Source organism: uncultured Cyclobacterium sp. (genome assembly GCF_963977555.1).
GTDB lineage: Bacteria > Bacteroidota > Bacteroidia > Cytophagales > Cyclobacteriaceae > Cyclobacterium.
In genome coordinates this window covers 25,283-39,996 of record NZ_CAXBPD010000018.1, presented here as the reverse complement: position 1 = coordinate 39,996, position 14,714 = coordinate 25,283, and the positions used below count along the sequence as shown (strand labels likewise).

The window sequence follows — 14,714 nt, the reverse complement described above, 5'->3', positions numbered from 1 at the left end:
GATTAGAATTTACGTTTTATAGCTACCCAACCAGACAAGGAAAATAAATTTTATAGGTGCTTTCATAATTAGAGCCAAATGAAAGGCTAAATAAATACCACCATTGACAGCAGGTGCAATTTAACAAATCACTACCTTTTATAAGTCGTTTTGTCAGTCTTGACAGGAAATCCTGTAGTTAATTGAATATAAGCCCGTAAATTCGGCCAAGTTGTTTATTTTTGTATTTCATTTTGGTGTTGGTTGGATTTTTGTACTCTATCGACAGGACTGCTTAAGCCTTTCTGTCCAGTTGATGCAACCAGATCAGAAGGTAACTTATTTAAAATCAAATGGATATCAATTTCTATAAATACCAGGGGACAGGCAATGATTTCATTATGATCGATGGAAGGTCATTTTCATTGGGTCCGGATCCTATACCTTATATTCAGCAACTTTGCCATAGGAAGTTTGGCATAGGTGCAGATGGGCTAATCCTAATCAAAGAACATGCGGGTTATGATTTTGAAATGTGCTATTATAACGCCGACGGATCGCAGAGTATGTGTGGAAATGGTGCCAGGTGTGCAGTAGCTTTTGCCTCCTTTCTGGGTATAATCGATCATGCAACCTCATTTCTTGCAATTGATGGCGCCCATACCGCTAAAATTACCGGTAATAGCGTAGCTTTGAGAATGGGGGACGTGAAAGAAATAGCGTATATTGGTAAGGATTTCTTTGCGAATACCGGCTCACCGCATCACATGCGTTTTGTTAATGAAATCGAATCATTTGATGTTGTTGGCACAGGAAGAGCAATTAGAAATGACAATGTGAAATATCCTGAGGGCACCAATGTGAATTTTATTTCTGTCCTTTCGGAGGATACGATCATGGTGAGAACCTATGAACGAGGTGTGGAAGACGAGACCCTATCATGTGGTACTGGCGTTACAGCTTGTGCTTTGGTATATGGAGAAAAAGAACAAAAAAATAAGATAAATATTCAAACCCCTGGTGGCAATCTTCAGGTGAGTTATAATAAAAGTGAAGATGATATTTTTCAGGAAATAGTATTGACTGGTCCAGCTGAACAGGTCTTCAGTGGTACTATATCCGTCAAAGAACCATCTGCCGCAGTTTAAGAATACAATTAATTAGCCTAAGAGAAAAAGTATTTAAAATAATATGTTAGAATCAATAGCAAAAGGGTTAGCAAAAGTCTTCGGAACGAAGTCCGACAGAGACATTAAAGCCTTAAGCCCTGTCGTAACACTAGTTAATGCCGCATTTGATCAATTGGCCAATATTTCCGATGATGAGTTGAGAAATGAAACAACCAAAATAAAAGATTTGATCAATGAAGACCTCAAGTCATTCGATGACCGCATTTCTGAATTACGAATCGAGATAGACAAGTTAAACCCAGAAGAAGTACAAGCCAAAGATGCGCTATTCAACCAAATAGATGTAGTAGAGAAAGAAAGGGATGAGGCCCTGGAAGTAAGTCTTGAAAAGGTTTTACCAAGGGCATTTGCAGTAGTAAAAGAAACCGCTCGTCGCTTAAAAGAAAACGGCCAGTTGACCGTTACGGCCAATCTGCATGACCAAACAATGGCAGCTTCAAAATCCTATGTGGTGTTAGAAGGAGAGCAAGCCACTTGGAAAAATACCTGGACTGCTGCAGGAGTAGAAGTTACCTGGGCAATGGTTCACTACGATGTACAGTTACTCGGTGGAGTAGCCTTACACAGAGGAAATATTGCTGAAATGGCAACTGGTGAGGGAAAAACATTGGTGTCTACATTACCTGCTTACCTAAACGCGCTAGCGGGTAGAGGTGTTCATATTGTTACGGTCAATGATTACCTGGCCAAACGAGATTCGGAATGGAATGCACCAATTTTTGAATTCCACGGATTGAAAGTGGATTGTATAGACAAATACAAACCAAACTCTGAAGCCAGAAAGACGGCTTATCAAGCAGATATTGTCTATGGAACCAACAATGAATTTGGTTTTGACTACTTAAGAGACAATATGGCCAGGGATTCCAAAGACCTGGTTCAAGGCAAACATCATTTTGCCATGATAGATGAAGTCGATTCTGTCCTTATTGATGATGCCAGGACTCCTCTAATAATTTCAGGTCCAGTACCAAGAGGAGGGGAACATGAGTTTTATGAAATGAAACCCAGGGTTTCTACTTTGGTGGATGAGCAAAGAAAACTGGTCCAAAATTACTTGACAGAAGCCAAGAAGCTTATCAAAGAAGGCAATACCAAAGATGGAGGACTGTCCTTGTTCCGAGCTTTCAGAGGACTTCCCAAGTACAAGCCATTGATCAAGTACCTCTCTGAACCGGGTGTTAGGGTTATCCTACAAAAAACCGAAAACCATTACCTTCAGGACAATAAGCGTAACATGCCTGAAGCAGATGAGCCGCTATTGTTTACCATTGATGAAAAATCAAACAGTGTAGACCTTACAGACAACGGTATTGAGGTCATTACCAAAAAGAATGAAAACAATAGCTTCTTTATCTTGCCAGACATCGGAATGGAAATAGCCGAACTGGAAAAAGATGAAGCCATAGAAGACCATGAAAAATTGGTCAGGAAAGAAGAGCTTATTAAAGATTATGGGGTGAAATCCCAAAGAATCCATACAGTCAACCAATTGCTTAAGTCCTACTGTATGTTTGAAAAGGACACCGAATACATCTTGGTGGACGGAAAAGTAAAAATAGTAGATGAGCAAACAGGTAGGGTAATGGAAGGCCGTAGGTATTCTGACGGACTCCATCAAGCTATTGAAGCCAAAGAAAACGTAAAGGTTGAGGATGCTACCCAAACCTATGCCACTATTACTTTGCAGAATTATTTCAGAATGTACCATAAACTTTCGGGTATGACTGGTACTGCAGAAACAGAAGCTGGTGAGTTCTGGGAGATTTACAAACTTGATGTAGTGGTAATCCCTACAAATAAACCTATCCAGCGAAAGGACCACCAAGACAAAGTATACAAAACCGTACGTGAAAAATTCAATGCTGTAGTAGATGAGATCAACGAGCTCACAGAAGCCAACCGACCTGTACTAGTGGGTACAACTTCGGTAGAAATCTCTGAATTACTCAGTAGGATGCTTACCATAAGAAAAATCAAGCACCAGGTCCTTAATGCCAAGCAACATGCGCGTGAGGCAGATGTTGTAGCAGAAGCTGGTAAAGCCAAAACCGTAACCATAGCCACAAATATGGCAGGTAGGGGTACAGATATTAAACTTTCCGCTGAATCCAAAGAAGCGGGAGGACTGGCCATAGTTGGTACAGAAAGACATGAATCCAGACGTGTTGACCGTCAGTTACGCGGTAGGTCAGGAAGGCAAGGAGATCCGGGGTCTACTCAATTTTTTGTTTCTCTAGAAGACAACCTCATGCGTTTGTTTGGATCAGAAAGAATTGCCAAACTAATGGACCGAATGGGACTGGAAGAAGGTGAAGTGATTCAGCATTCTATGATTACCAAATCAATTGAAAGAGCACAACGTAAAGTTGAAGAAAACAACTTTGGTGTTAGGAAAAGACTGTTGGAGTATGATGATGTCATGAATAGCCAACGGGAAGTTGTTTATAGAAGAAGGAAAAACGCCTTGGTAGGTGATAGGCTAGAGCTTGACATCCTTAACATTATGTATGATGTTTGTGAAGACCTCATTCAAATGGGCAAAGCCACTGATGACCTGGATAATCTAAGGATGAACATCTTTAGTTCTTTGGGTATAGACCATCAGTTTACAGCGGCTGAGCTAAAAGAGAAGGACAATGTTACATTGACCAAAATACTTTTCGACAAAGCCTATAAGAGTTATACCCGCAAGAACAATGTCATTCTTGAAAGAGCCATTCCAATTCTTAAAGATGTACAAAAGAATAGAGGGGCAACCGTTAAGGAAATAATGGTACCGATATCAGATGGCATCAAGCAGATAGGTGTGGTGATCAACTTGGAATCGACTATTAACAATGAAGGAAGGGACCTTATTCGGGCCATAGAAAAAACAGTAACACTGGCCATTATCGATCAGAACTGGAAAGAACATTTGAGAGATATGGATGATCTGAAACAATCGGTTCAAAATGCTGTTTATGAGCAAAAAGATCCCTTGTTGATTTACAAATTTGAAGCATTTGAAATGTTCAAACGCTTCCTTGGTAAGCTTAACGATGACATTGTTTCCTTTATATCGAAGTCTGACCTGCCCAAACAGGATCCTGATCAGGTCAAGGTGGCCCAAAGTCAACAAGGATCAGAACCGAGAGTTACTGCATCCAAAGAGGAAGCAGGCAACACCCTTGGTAACCAAAGTGGTCAAAGAGCAGCAATTGCAAACAGCAGGCCAGCAGTGAGCAAAGATCCGGTAAAACCTAGGAAATCAGACAAGGTGTATGGTCGAAATGATCGTGTCACCGTAAAGTATGCCAATGGTAATATGAAGAAGGATGTAAAATATAAAAGTGTAGAAGAGGATATTTCTGATGCCAAATGTGTGATAATTGAAGATTAAATACCTTTATCATGTTTAAAAAACTTAATGTATACCTTTTGTCTTTGCTTGTTTTAAGCAGCTGTGGCATTATCAATATCCGGAAAAGCGGTGGAAACATCGATCGGTACAACAATTATACCGAAGACCTGCAAGAGAGCAGAGTGCAGTTTGCAGAACTTCCTGAACCGGAAAGTTTTTCTACAGAAAGTAGTAGTGCTTCTGCTATTGACTCAGACCTCAATAGAAGAATAAACCAGATCGCTCAGGAAAACAACAAGGAGTTATTTGCCAATGGATTTACAATACTGATATACAGTGGTGTTGATAGGGAGAAGGCATTCGAGATCAGAAATGAGGCTTATTCGGAATTTCCAAAAACCCAAACCTATATGGAATACGAACAACCCAGGTATTTGGTAAAGGTTGGACGCTTCATTAATAAAATTGAAGCATTGGCCACATATGAAAAAATGAATGTTGTGTTTCCAACCTCTCGTATTATTAGAGGAAGGTTTTTGAAATTCACTGAAGAAAGTAAAGAAGGAGAAAATATTGACAATGTTGAAAGATAAAATACACCAGCTATCCGAAAAATATAAATCGGAAGTTATTGCCACAAGAAGACATTTACATGCCAACCCAGAGTTATCCTTTCAGGAAACCAATACCGTGGCATTCGTTGAAACAAAATTACGTGAATATGGCTTGACCAACATCGAGTTCAAAGCAGATACAGGTCTAGTTGTTATCATAGAAGGTAAAAATCCTGCTAAAAAGATAATCGCCTTAAGAGGGGATATGGATGCCCTTCCTATCCTAGAAGCCAATGATGTTCCCTACAAATCCACCAACCCTGGTGTAATGCATGCATGTGGCCACGATGTCCATACCTCATCTCTGCTAGGTACTGCAAAAATACTGAACGAGCTAAAGGATGAATTTGAGGGTACCATAAAATTGCTTTTTCAACCAGGTGAGGAGAAAATTCCTGGTGGAGCTTCTATGATGATTAAAGATGGAGCGCTTCAAAACCCATCTCCAACCGCTATTCTAGGTCAACATGTTATGCCTTTTATCCCTGTTGGAAAAGTAGGCTTTAGAAAAGGCATGTACATGGCCAGTGCAGATGAACTGTACCTAAAGGTCAAAGGAAAGGGCGGTCATGGGGCAATGCCAGAAACCATAGTAGATCCCATCTTGATCAGTGCTCATATTTTGGTAGCATTGCAGCAAGTAGTAAGTAGAAAAGCAGACCCTAAAACCCCTTCAGTACTATCATTCGGAAGAGTTATAGCCGAAGGAGCTACCAACGTTATTCCAAATGAGGTAAACATTGAGGGTACTTTCAGGACCTTGAATGAAGTTTGGCGAAAAGAGGCACATGGTCACATGGTCAAAATAGCGCAAGGCATCGCTGAAGGCATGGGTGGTGAAGTTGAATTTGAAATTCGTAGCGGTTACCCATTTCTTAAAAATGAGCCTGAATTGACGCAAAGAGCAATCGATGCAGCAGAGGAATACTTGGGCAAAGAAAATGTTTTAGACCTTGACATTTGGATGGCTGCAGAGGATTTTTCTTACTACACCCAAGAAATTGACGGCTGTTTTTACAGGTTAGGTACCAGAAATGAAGCAAAAGGTATTGTTTCTAGCGTACATACACCAACATTTGATATTGATGAAGATGCTTTAGGCCTTAGTACAGGTTTAATGGCCTTTATAGCACTGGAAGAATTAAAACATCAATAACATAAACAATAGCAATGAAAAAATCGTTTTTGACAGCCTTTTTTATGGGCATAATAGTCCTCAATTCATTTGGCTGGGGCCTAACAGGCCATAGGGTGGTAGGAGAAATAGCCTCCTATCATCTTAGCAAAAAGGCAGCAAAAAACATTAAAGAGCTACTCGGACCAGAATCTCTGGCAATGGTCGCTAACTGGATGGATGAAATCAAATCAGATCCATCCTATAATCGCCTAAATTCCTGGCATTATTTGACTGTTAAAAGCGGCCAATCCTATGATCCAAGTATTCAGGAAAAAACCGGAGATGCTTTTGGCAAGACAAAAATGATTATCGCTGCACTTAAAAACGGCGAACTCGACAGAGAAGAAAAGAAAGCCTATCTTAAAATGCTCGTTCATTTAGTAGGCGATCTTCACCAACCCCTTCACGTAGGGACTGGAGAAGACAGGGGTGGAAATGATGCGAAAGTCACCTATTTTAATCAAAATACCAACTTACATACTGTTTGGGATTCCAAGATAATAGATGGTAAAAACCTTAGCTATACGGAACTTTCCCAACACCTAAACAGGAGAGCTAACAAGAGCCTCATTGCTAAGTACCAAAGCAATCCAATGGAAGATTGGTTGCAAGAAGCAGTAGATTTGCGTTCGACTATTTATGACCTTCCAGACAACAAACGATTGTCCTACGCCTATGGATACCACAATTACCCTATTATTGAAGCTCGTTTATTGGCAGGAGGGATCCGACTTGCAGGAATATTAAACGAAATATTTAAATAGGTTACAATAATCAGTTACCTGCAGCCAACACGGCCAAATCTATGGCCTCAGGCTGATATTTATTGAGCGAAACGGCGCATGAGGCCAATGTTGCACCAGTCGTCATCACATCGTCTACAAGGAGCATTTTTTTACCTTTGATTTCTGCCGTAGCGCAAGCTTCAAAAACAGCTGACACATTGTCCCAACGTTCAATTCTCGATTTATTCGTTTGTGTTTCTGTTGGCCGTTTTCTAATCAAAAACACCCTACAATCAATTTCCAATGCCTCAGCAATACCTTTTGCAAACTGTTCACTTTGATTGTACCCTCTAATTTCTTGCTTTCTTACATGCAAAGGAACAGGCACTACATGGCTCCAATTATTCATGAAACCATTCTTTTTTAATAGGTAGCCATAATGTAATCCCAAAACCCTTGCCAGCTCAGGTTTGTTTTTGTACTTAATTTGATGGAGAAGTTTTTGACTGAAACCCTTTTTAGAAAACCTGAGATAAGCCATCACCCTTTCTACAGGAGCAAGGCCCATAAGTTTTACTTTTAAATCATTTTCCTTAGGAACCAGGTGATAATTGGTCACTGGCAACTGAGAAATACAAATTTTACACAGTTGCTCTTCAAATGGGAATAGACTACGTTTGCACAAACAACACGTTTCCGGCAGTACCAGTGATAAAAAATCTTCCCAATATTTGAAACGCATACCTAAAATGGGTTGTTTATAATTGACGAGCCATTTTACCTGTTATATTTGTAATCAAATGGCCTGTATCAATTTATAGAAAAATTTCAATTAATGAAAAGAGTTGCATTACAGAACAAATAAAAACAAGAAATAAAAATGGCTTTGCTAAAAAAAGACCTGGATTTAGAAAGAAGGTGGTCAAAACTTCTTACTGGATTGCAGGATATATTTGGAAAAAAACCCTCCGATCTAAATGCCGTATTGTTTATAATAGGAGTGCAGGAACTTGGAAAAGGACCACATAATTTTTCTAAGGAAGAAAAACAAGATTTAATGCATATTGCAGTATGTAAAGTATTAAGTTTCTCAGGTTTTTACTCTTTAGATTTTATTGACCAAGATGGTTGGCCACATTGGAAATTATTGAAGAAATTACCTCATTTAGATAGTGCAGAGCAAGAAAAGATGTTAAAAATCCATGTTTTGGATTATTTTGAAGATGAATTTGAAATAGATATTAAATGAAAATAATATCCTACAATGTTAACGGAATTAGGGCGGCGTTAAAAAAAGGTTTTGCTGAGTGGCTAGAAACTGAAAATCCTGATATAATAGGGTTACAAGAGGTGAAATCAATGGCAAGCCAAATAGACGTTTCTATTTTTGAAGACTTGGGTTACCATGTTTACTGGTATCCTGCAGTAAAGAAGGGATACAGTGGAGTAGCCATTTTAAGCAAGCAAAAGCCTGAAAACATTGCGTATGGAATAGGGATGCAAGCTTATGATGATGAGGGAAGGACTATAAGGGCAGATTATGGAGACTTTTCATTTCTGTGTGCCTATTTCCCCTCTGGAACTACAGGAGGAATAAGGCAGGAGTTTAAATATGCATTCCTTGATGACATCTATGGCTACACACAAGACTTGATAAAACAAAGACCTAATCTTATTTTAAGTGGGGATTACAATATATGTCACAAACCGATAGATATTCATAATCCCGTTGCCAACAAAAAGACATCTGGCTTTCTTCCGGAAGAAAGAGAATGGATGGACAAATTCACTTCCACTGGTTTTGACGACAGTTTCAGGTTATTGAACCAAGAACCTGACCAATACAGCTGGTGGAGCTACCGCGCCAATGCAAGAGCCAATAATAAAGGATGGAGAATAGATTATCACATGACTACTCCACCGATGAGTGCCAAAGTAAAAAAAGTAAACATTTTACAAGGAATTCATCATTCTGACCATTGTCCTGTAGTAGTAGAAGTTTAGAGAATAACAAAATAAAGTCGTGGTAAAAGCCAAATAAATCGATGAAATCAATAAAAATTTCCATTCCATCTTTGATTGAAAATATTACTATAGTTGAGAGTTTTATTGATAATGCTAGAGAGAAGTTTCAGATTAACGACGATATCTACGGCAATATCATGATTTCAGTTACGGAATGTGTGAACAATGCCATTGTGCACGGGAATAAAACTAACAAAAACAAAATTGTCAGATTAGAACTTATCTTCTTAGATGATCAAATAAAATTCATCATTCAAGATGATGGAGAAGGCTTTGATCATAACCACCTGAATGATCCTACATCTTTAGAAAATTTAGAAAAGTCAGGAGGTAGGGGAGTATTCATTATGAAGAATTTGTGTGATGAAGTAGAATTTGAGAAAGAAGGCAGAAAGATTACCCTCACTTTTTACATGAATTAAAATGGCTATTAATTTCTTTGAAGAAGAAATAAAATCATCCCTAACCAGTAAAAGAATGGTAAAGGATTGGATCAAACAAATTGCAAGCAATAAAGGATTCAAGATTATAACTTTGAATTACATTTTTTGCACAGATGAATATTTGTTAGACATAAATATTAACTACCTGAATCACGATACTTATACTGATATAGTTACCTTCGACCAATCTGAGAAAAAGACTGAAATTGAAGGGGATATATATATAAGTATTGACCGCGTCAAGGAAAACGCAAAAAACCAACAAACCGAATACAAGGAAGAGTTATTAAGGGTATTGGCCCACGGGCTTCTACATCTTTGTGGCTATAAGGACAAGACCAAATCGGACAAAGCGGAAATGAGAAAAGAAGAAAATCAATCACTCTCATTATACCAAACACCAACTGTTCCACGTGGAACAGTGAAATAGAACCAATAAATCACAGACAAGTGTTTCACGTGGAACACTAGATAAAACGAATATGTTTCCAATATACGATGTAATAGTAGTAGGTGCAGGACATGCGGGTTGCGAAGCAGCTCAAGCCGCAGCAAAGATGGGGTCGTCTGTTTTATTGTGTACCATGAACATGAACACCATTGCACAAATGTCATGTAACCCAGCCATGGGAGGTGTTGCTAAAGGACAAATAGTAAGAGAAATTGATGCGTTAGGAGGTAAATCAGGAATTATTTCGGATAAATCTACAATTCAATTTAGAATGTTAAACAGGTCCAAAGGTCCAGCAATGTGGTCTCCTAGAAGTCAGAATGACAGAATGCGCTTCGCGGAGGAATGGAGGCTAACACTCGAAGCAACTCCAAATTTAGATTTTTGGCAAGAAATGATTACCGGTCTTATTGTAAAAGAAGGGAAAATTGAAGGGGTTAAAACAGGGCTAGGCATAGAAATAAAAAGTAAATCTGTCGTTTTGACCAATGGTACATTCTTAAATGGAATAATACATATTGGTGAAAAGAAGATGGGAGGGGGAAGAACCGGTGAAGGTGCCTCCAAAGGTATAACTGAAGACCTCATCGGTATTGGATTTGAATCAGGAAGAATGAAAACTGGCACACCACCTAGGGTGGATGGTAGAAGTCTTGATTATTCTCGAATGGAAGTTCAGGAAGGAGATGAAAACCCAGAGAAATTCAGTTATTCAGACGAAACATTACCAATTAAAAACCAAAAAAACTGTTGGATTACCTATACAAATAAGGAAGTTCATGAAACACTTGAGACTGGTTTTGACAGGTCTCCCATGTTTAATGGGAGAATACAAGGCCTTGGCCCAAGATATTGTCCCTCCATTGAGGATAAAATCAATCGCTTTGCGGAAAGAGAAAGGCATCAGATTTTTGTAGAACCAGAAGGATGGAATACAGTAGAGATTTATGTCAATGGTTTTTCCACTTCATTACCAGAAGATGTGCAATACAAAGCCATAAGAAAAATACAAGGTTTTGAAAATGCGAAAATGTTTAGGCCTGGTTATGCGATCGAATACGATTTCTTTCCTCCAACCCAACTTAAATTAACACTAGAAACCAAACTAGTGGAAAACTTATACTTTGCAGGGCAAATAAACGGAACAACCGGTTATGAAGAAGCCGCAGCCCAAGGACTCATGGCAGGAATTAATGCCCACAATAAAGTAAAAGAAAAGGAACCTTTCATACTAAAAAGATCAGAAGCCTATATAGCGGTATTAATTGATGACCTGATTAACAAAGGCACAGAAGAACCCTATAGAATGTTTACCTCCAGGGCAGAATTCAGGTTATTGCTGAGACAAGACAATGCGGACTTAAGGCTAACTCCTTATGGCTACAAATTGGGTTTAGCAAATGAAAAGGAATATTTGCAAACATTAGCAAAAGCAGAGAAAACAGAGGAATTAACCAAGAAACTTGAAAAGTTCAAGTTATCTCCAGACGAAACAAACCAAGGGCTGGAAGGTTTAAATACTGCTCTTATTAAAGAAAAAATTACGGTTGAAAAACTTTTAAAAAGACCTAATATTGGTCTACAAGATATTATAGGAATCAGTGATTCTTTAAAAGAAGAGACATCAGAATATTCCGATGCTGTAAAAGAACAGACTGAGATACTTATTAAATACAAGTCTTACATAGATAAGGAAAGACAAATGGTAGAAAAAATAAGTAGCATGGAGGATTTACAAATTCCTGCTTCAATTGAATACATGAACATGAAAGCACTTTCAGCCGAAGGAAGGCAGAAATTAGCCAAAATTCAACCTCAGACAGTTGGCCAAGCATCAAGAATAAGCGGAGTATCCCCAGCAGATATGTCAATACTCACCATTTATTTAGGTAAATAAAATGTACGAAAGGTTAACCAAATGTCCACTCTGTAAAAGTGAACAGTTTAGTAATCATCTTGTCGTAAAGGATCATGCCATAAGCAAGGAGTCATTTATCATATGTGAATGCCAAAACTGTAAGGTGTGGTTTACCAATCCTAGACCAACTGAGGAGAACATTGGGACCTATTACGACAACCCCAACTATATTTCTCATCAGGACAAAAGCAAAAGCCTCACAGATTTAGTATATAAGACAATTAGAAAATACACCCTAAACCAAAAATTAAACTGGATCAATGCAAGACAAAGTTCCAAAGGTAGATTACTTGATTACGGCTGTGGGGTAGGACTGTTTGTAAAAGCGTGTACCAAGGATGGCTGGGAAGCTTATGGCATGGAACCAAATGAGAAAGCAGCTAACTATGCAATTGATAACAATGAAATAGCTATTATTCCTGATTTAGAGGGTCTTGAAAAGAAAAAGAAATTTGACGTTATTACCTTATTTCACGTATTGGAACACGTGCATAAATTAAACAAAACCATCGATATTTTACTGAATAGACTTAAAAAACGAGGTACATTATTCATCGCAGTGCCCAATCGTGACTCATTAGATGCCCAAACATTCAAAGAGAATTGGGCTGCATTGGATGTACCTAGACACTTGTATCACTTTAATCCAAGCTCCATGGAATTCTTCACAGCCAAACACAACTGTAGGATTGTGGATACAATACCCATGCAATTTGATAGTTATTATGTCTCCCTATTAAGCCACCAATATATCGGTACCAAAAACCAATACATAGAAGCTATTAAATCAGGATACAATTCCAACAAACAGGCTAAAAATAGTGGTAACAACTATTCAAGCTTGCTATTCGTGATCAAAAAGAAATGAACAAGATTTTCCATAAGATAGCTTACCTAATAATAGCACTAACATTGGTGTCCTGTGCGAAACAGAGTTCCCCTATGGGTGGGCCAAAGGATGAAACAGCTCCAATATTATTGTCATCAAGTCCTAAAAATGAAAGCAAAAACGTCAAACCAAAGGAAATTAATCTTGAGTTTGATGAATATGTCAAACTTGAAACTCCTTCACAATCGATAATAATAACGCCAAAAGTGGAAAAAGATAAGGTGGAATTCTTAGCCATAAAAAATAGCGTTAAAATAACCCTAAACCAAGAGCTAGAAGACAGCACAACATATGTTTTTAATTTTCAGAAAAGCATACAGGATATAGCAGAAAGTAATCCAGCAGAAAGATTAAAGCTGGTTTTTTCAACAGGAAATACCATAGACAGTCTTACAGTATCAGGCAAAGTAGATTATTGGTTTCCCAAAGCCAAGGAAGATTATACAGACCTATTGGTGGGACTGTACATAGATCAAGATACATTAGACTTATTCAGTGCAGCACCCTATTACATAGCACAGGTAGACACGGCAGGCAGATTTGAAATAACCAATATAAAGGCTGGCACCTTTAGGGCCTACGCATGGTATGACGACAACAATTCTCTGAAAACTGAATACAGAAGTGAACCTTATGGATTTATCTCTGAGCCAATAATAGTTAACAAAAACCTACAAGACCTTCAAATTAACATCAATAGAGCTGATTTAAGTCCATTAAAAATCAACAGGTCTTCCAATTCGGGAAGTAATTTCGATGTCATTTTAAGTAAAGAACTGGCTAATTATCAAGTAAGCCATGAGGATAAAAACTCAAAGCTATTCTTTAGATTAAAGGAAAACAACTTAAGGTTTTATCATACCGATTTGGTCAATGACAGTACCCTAGTTAGGCTGCAATTGGCAGACTCAGTAGGAGTAAAGGTAGATACTACCTTGTATGCTGGATTTGAGGAAAGCGAAAGAAGCAAAGAAAAACTTGAAGTTAGCTCTAAGGGATCCATCAAATTTACAGATACGATAAAAGCCAAACTTGGCTTTAACAAACCCCTGCTTCAAATTAATTATGATTCCTTGTACCTATTGTATGATACTGCCAGCACAATACCGATAACACCTTCAATGCTATACCTTACAGACAGTACTGGAAGCAGGACAGAACTTAACATTACCATACCTATAAATGATTCTATTCCTTTCGAGAAGTACAAACTAGTAGCAGCGGATTCTACGTTTAAGGATGTGGAAAATCTATTCAATGAAAAAGAATTTGAAACCACTTTCAACCGGCTTAAAAAAGACAATTTGGGTGATGAAATTAGTGGCACTATAGATACAAAAGAGGGGCCCATAATGGTTCAATTATTGGATAATAAGGGAACCGTAATAGCGGAACAATACCTGGAAGGAACAAACGAATTTATCTTTACAAATCTAGAAGCAACAAATTATCAGCTACAAGCATACATAGATAGAAATGGGAACAAAGCTTGGGATCCTGGCAATATAAATTTTAAAAGGCAACCAGAACCAATATACTATTTTATGGACCAGGAAACCAAAAGCAAAGAGCTCATTCTAAGAGGGAAATGGACGGTAAACAAGCAAGTGGTCTATAAAAGGAGAGAGTCAGGCTTACTTATTAACAATAGTGAAAAAGATTTGGAGGAAATAGAGGGATTACCACTCAATAGCATGGAAATTTCTGAAGATGACTTATTAAATAACTGATTTTTAGCTATTTATATATTATTTGAGGACTTTTGAATTCTGTTGATAAGCTAAAATTAAAAGTGGATAAGTATATAGATACTTGTTTATATCAACATCCAAAATAGGGATTAATAACAATTTTTATCAACATTTCATTCTTCTGGGGATAAACATCTATTTGTACACATTTATCCACATAGATACCAACCGAATACTTATACCCAATTAGCATTGACCATTTATACACA

At 38.0% G+C, this 14,714-nt stretch carries 13 protein-coding genes; 12 read left to right on the top strand and 1 reads right to left on the bottom strand.

Going from position 1 to position 14,714, the window contains the following annotated elements; translation table 11 throughout:
* Positions 1–332 precede the first annotated feature (332 nt).
* Genes dapF through AAC073_RS19390 form a run of 5 tightly spaced genes read left to right on the top strand, consistent with a single transcriptional unit; the run spans position 333 to position 7,067 of the window.
* Positions 333–1,127, top strand: coding sequence for a diaminopimelate epimerase (dapF, locus tag AAC073_RS19410; protein ID WP_339925467.1), 795 nt, complete (start codon positions 333–335; stop codon positions 1,125–1,127).
* Positions 1,128–1,170: 43 nt separating this feature from the next.
* Positions 1,171–4,551 (top strand): preprotein translocase subunit SecA, encoded by a 3,381-nt coding sequence (gene secA / locus AAC073_RS19405; protein WP_339925466.1) that lies wholly within the window; start codon positions 1,171–1,173, stop codon positions 4,549–4,551.
* 11 nt (positions 4,552–4,562) lie between these two features.
* Positions 4,563–5,105, top strand: coding sequence for a hypothetical protein (locus AAC073_RS19400; RefSeq protein WP_339925465.1), 543 nt, complete (start codon positions 4,563–4,565; stop codon positions 5,103–5,105).
* On the top strand, positions 5,092–6,282 hold the full coding sequence (locus AAC073_RS19395) for a M20 family metallopeptidase (protein ID WP_339925464.1): 1,191 nt from the start codon (positions 5,092–5,094) through the stop codon (positions 6,280–6,282). Before AAC073_RS19400 ends, AAC073_RS19395 begins: the two co-directional genes overlap by 14 nt.
* A 14-nt stretch (positions 6,283–6,296) precedes the next feature.
* A complete protein-coding gene (locus AAC073_RS19390; protein WP_339925463.1) occupies positions 6,297–7,067 on the top strand; it encodes a S1/P1 nuclease in 771 nt (256 codons plus the stop codon).
* Positions 7,068–7,077: 10 nt separating this feature from the next.
* On the opposite strand, the gene AAC073_RS19385 is transcribed toward AAC073_RS19390, so the two are convergent.
* A complete protein-coding gene (locus tag AAC073_RS19385; RefSeq protein WP_339925462.1) occupies positions 7,078–7,770 on the bottom strand; it encodes a phosphoribosyltransferase family protein in 693 nt (230 codons plus the stop codon).
* A 144-nt stretch (positions 7,771–7,914) separates the two neighbouring features.
* Here AAC073_RS19385 and AAC073_RS19380 point away from each other — a divergent pair, with 144 nt between their 5' ends.
* The 7 genes from AAC073_RS19380 to AAC073_RS19350 are packed head-to-tail and all read left to right on the top strand — an operon-like array spanning position 7,915 to position 14,484.
* Positions 7,915–8,277, top strand: coding sequence for a hypothetical protein (locus AAC073_RS19380; RefSeq protein WP_040417190.1), 363 nt, complete (start codon positions 7,915–7,917; stop codon positions 8,275–8,277).
* On the top strand, positions 8,274–9,032 hold the full coding sequence (locus AAC073_RS19375; RefSeq protein WP_339925461.1) for an exodeoxyribonuclease III: 759 nt from the start codon (positions 8,274–8,276) through the stop codon (positions 9,030–9,032). The genes AAC073_RS19380 and AAC073_RS19375 overlap by 4 nt, the downstream gene beginning before the upstream one ends.
* Positions 9,033–9,073: 41 nt before the next feature.
* Entirely contained in the window at positions 9,074–9,475 is a 402-nt protein-coding gene (locus AAC073_RS19370; RefSeq protein WP_339925460.1) for an ATP-binding protein, read from the top strand.
* Between the two features lies 1 nt (position 9,476).
* Positions 9,477–9,926: an rRNA maturation RNase YbeY gene (ybeY, locus tag AAC073_RS19365; protein WP_339925459.1), complete on the top strand. Its 450-nt coding sequence runs from the start codon at positions 9,477–9,479 to the stop codon at positions 9,924–9,926.
* A 52-nt stretch (positions 9,927–9,978) separates the two neighbouring features.
* On the top strand, positions 9,979–11,844 hold the full coding sequence (mnmG, locus tag AAC073_RS19360) for a tRNA uridine-5-carboxymethylaminomethyl(34) synthesis enzyme MnmG (protein ID WP_339925458.1): 1,866 nt from the start codon (positions 9,979–9,981) through the stop codon (positions 11,842–11,844).
* A gap of 1 nt (position 11,845) precedes the next feature.
* Positions 11,846–12,733, top strand: coding sequence for a class I SAM-dependent methyltransferase (locus AAC073_RS19355; protein WP_339925457.1), 888 nt, complete (start codon positions 11,846–11,848; stop codon positions 12,731–12,733).
* On the top strand, positions 12,730–14,484 hold the full coding sequence (locus tag AAC073_RS19350) for an Ig-like domain-containing domain (protein WP_339925456.1): 1,755 nt from the start codon (positions 12,730–12,732) through the stop codon (positions 14,482–14,484). The genes AAC073_RS19355 and AAC073_RS19350 overlap by 4 nt, the downstream gene beginning before the upstream one ends.
* Positions 14,485–14,714 lie beyond the last annotated feature (230 nt).

Bases quoted from the DNA above. Each gene is read 5' to 3' on its own strand.
- dapF (WP_339925467.1), top strand. From the start codon at position 333: ATGGATATCAATTTCTATAAATACCAGGGGACAGGCAATGATTTCATT.
- secA (WP_339925466.1), top strand. From the start codon at position 1,171: ATGTTAGAATCAATAGCAAAAGGGTTAGCAAAAGTCTTCGGAACGAAG.
- AAC073_RS19400 (WP_339925465.1), top strand. From the start codon at position 4,563: ATGTTTAAAAAACTTAATGTATACCTTTTGTCTTTGCTTGTTTTAAGC.
- AAC073_RS19395 (WP_339925464.1), top strand. From the start codon at position 5,092: ATGTTGAAAGATAAAATACACCAGCTATCCGAAAAATATAAATCGGAA.
- AAC073_RS19390 (WP_339925463.1), top strand. From the start codon at position 6,297: ATGAAAAAATCGTTTTTGACAGCCTTTTTTATGGGCATAATAGTCCTC.
- AAC073_RS19385 (WP_339925462.1), bottom strand. From the start codon at position 7,770: ATGCGTTTCAAATATTGGGAAGATTTTTTATCACTGGTACTGCCGGAA.
- AAC073_RS19375 (WP_339925461.1), top strand. From the start codon at position 8,274: ATGAAAATAATATCCTACAATGTTAACGGAATTAGGGCGGCGTTAAAA.
- AAC073_RS19370 (WP_339925460.1), top strand. From the start codon at position 9,074: ATGAAATCAATAAAAATTTCCATTCCATCTTTGATTGAAAATATTACT.
- ybeY (WP_339925459.1), top strand. From the start codon at position 9,477: ATGGCTATTAATTTCTTTGAAGAAGAAATAAAATCATCCCTAACCAGT.
- mnmG (WP_339925458.1), top strand. From the start codon at position 9,979: ATGTTTCCAATATACGATGTAATAGTAGTAGGTGCAGGACATGCGGGT.
- AAC073_RS19355 (WP_339925457.1), top strand. From the start codon at position 11,846: ATGTACGAAAGGTTAACCAAATGTCCACTCTGTAAAAGTGAACAGTTT.
- AAC073_RS19350 (WP_339925456.1), top strand. From the start codon at position 12,730: ATGAACAAGATTTTCCATAAGATAGCTTACCTAATAATAGCACTAACA.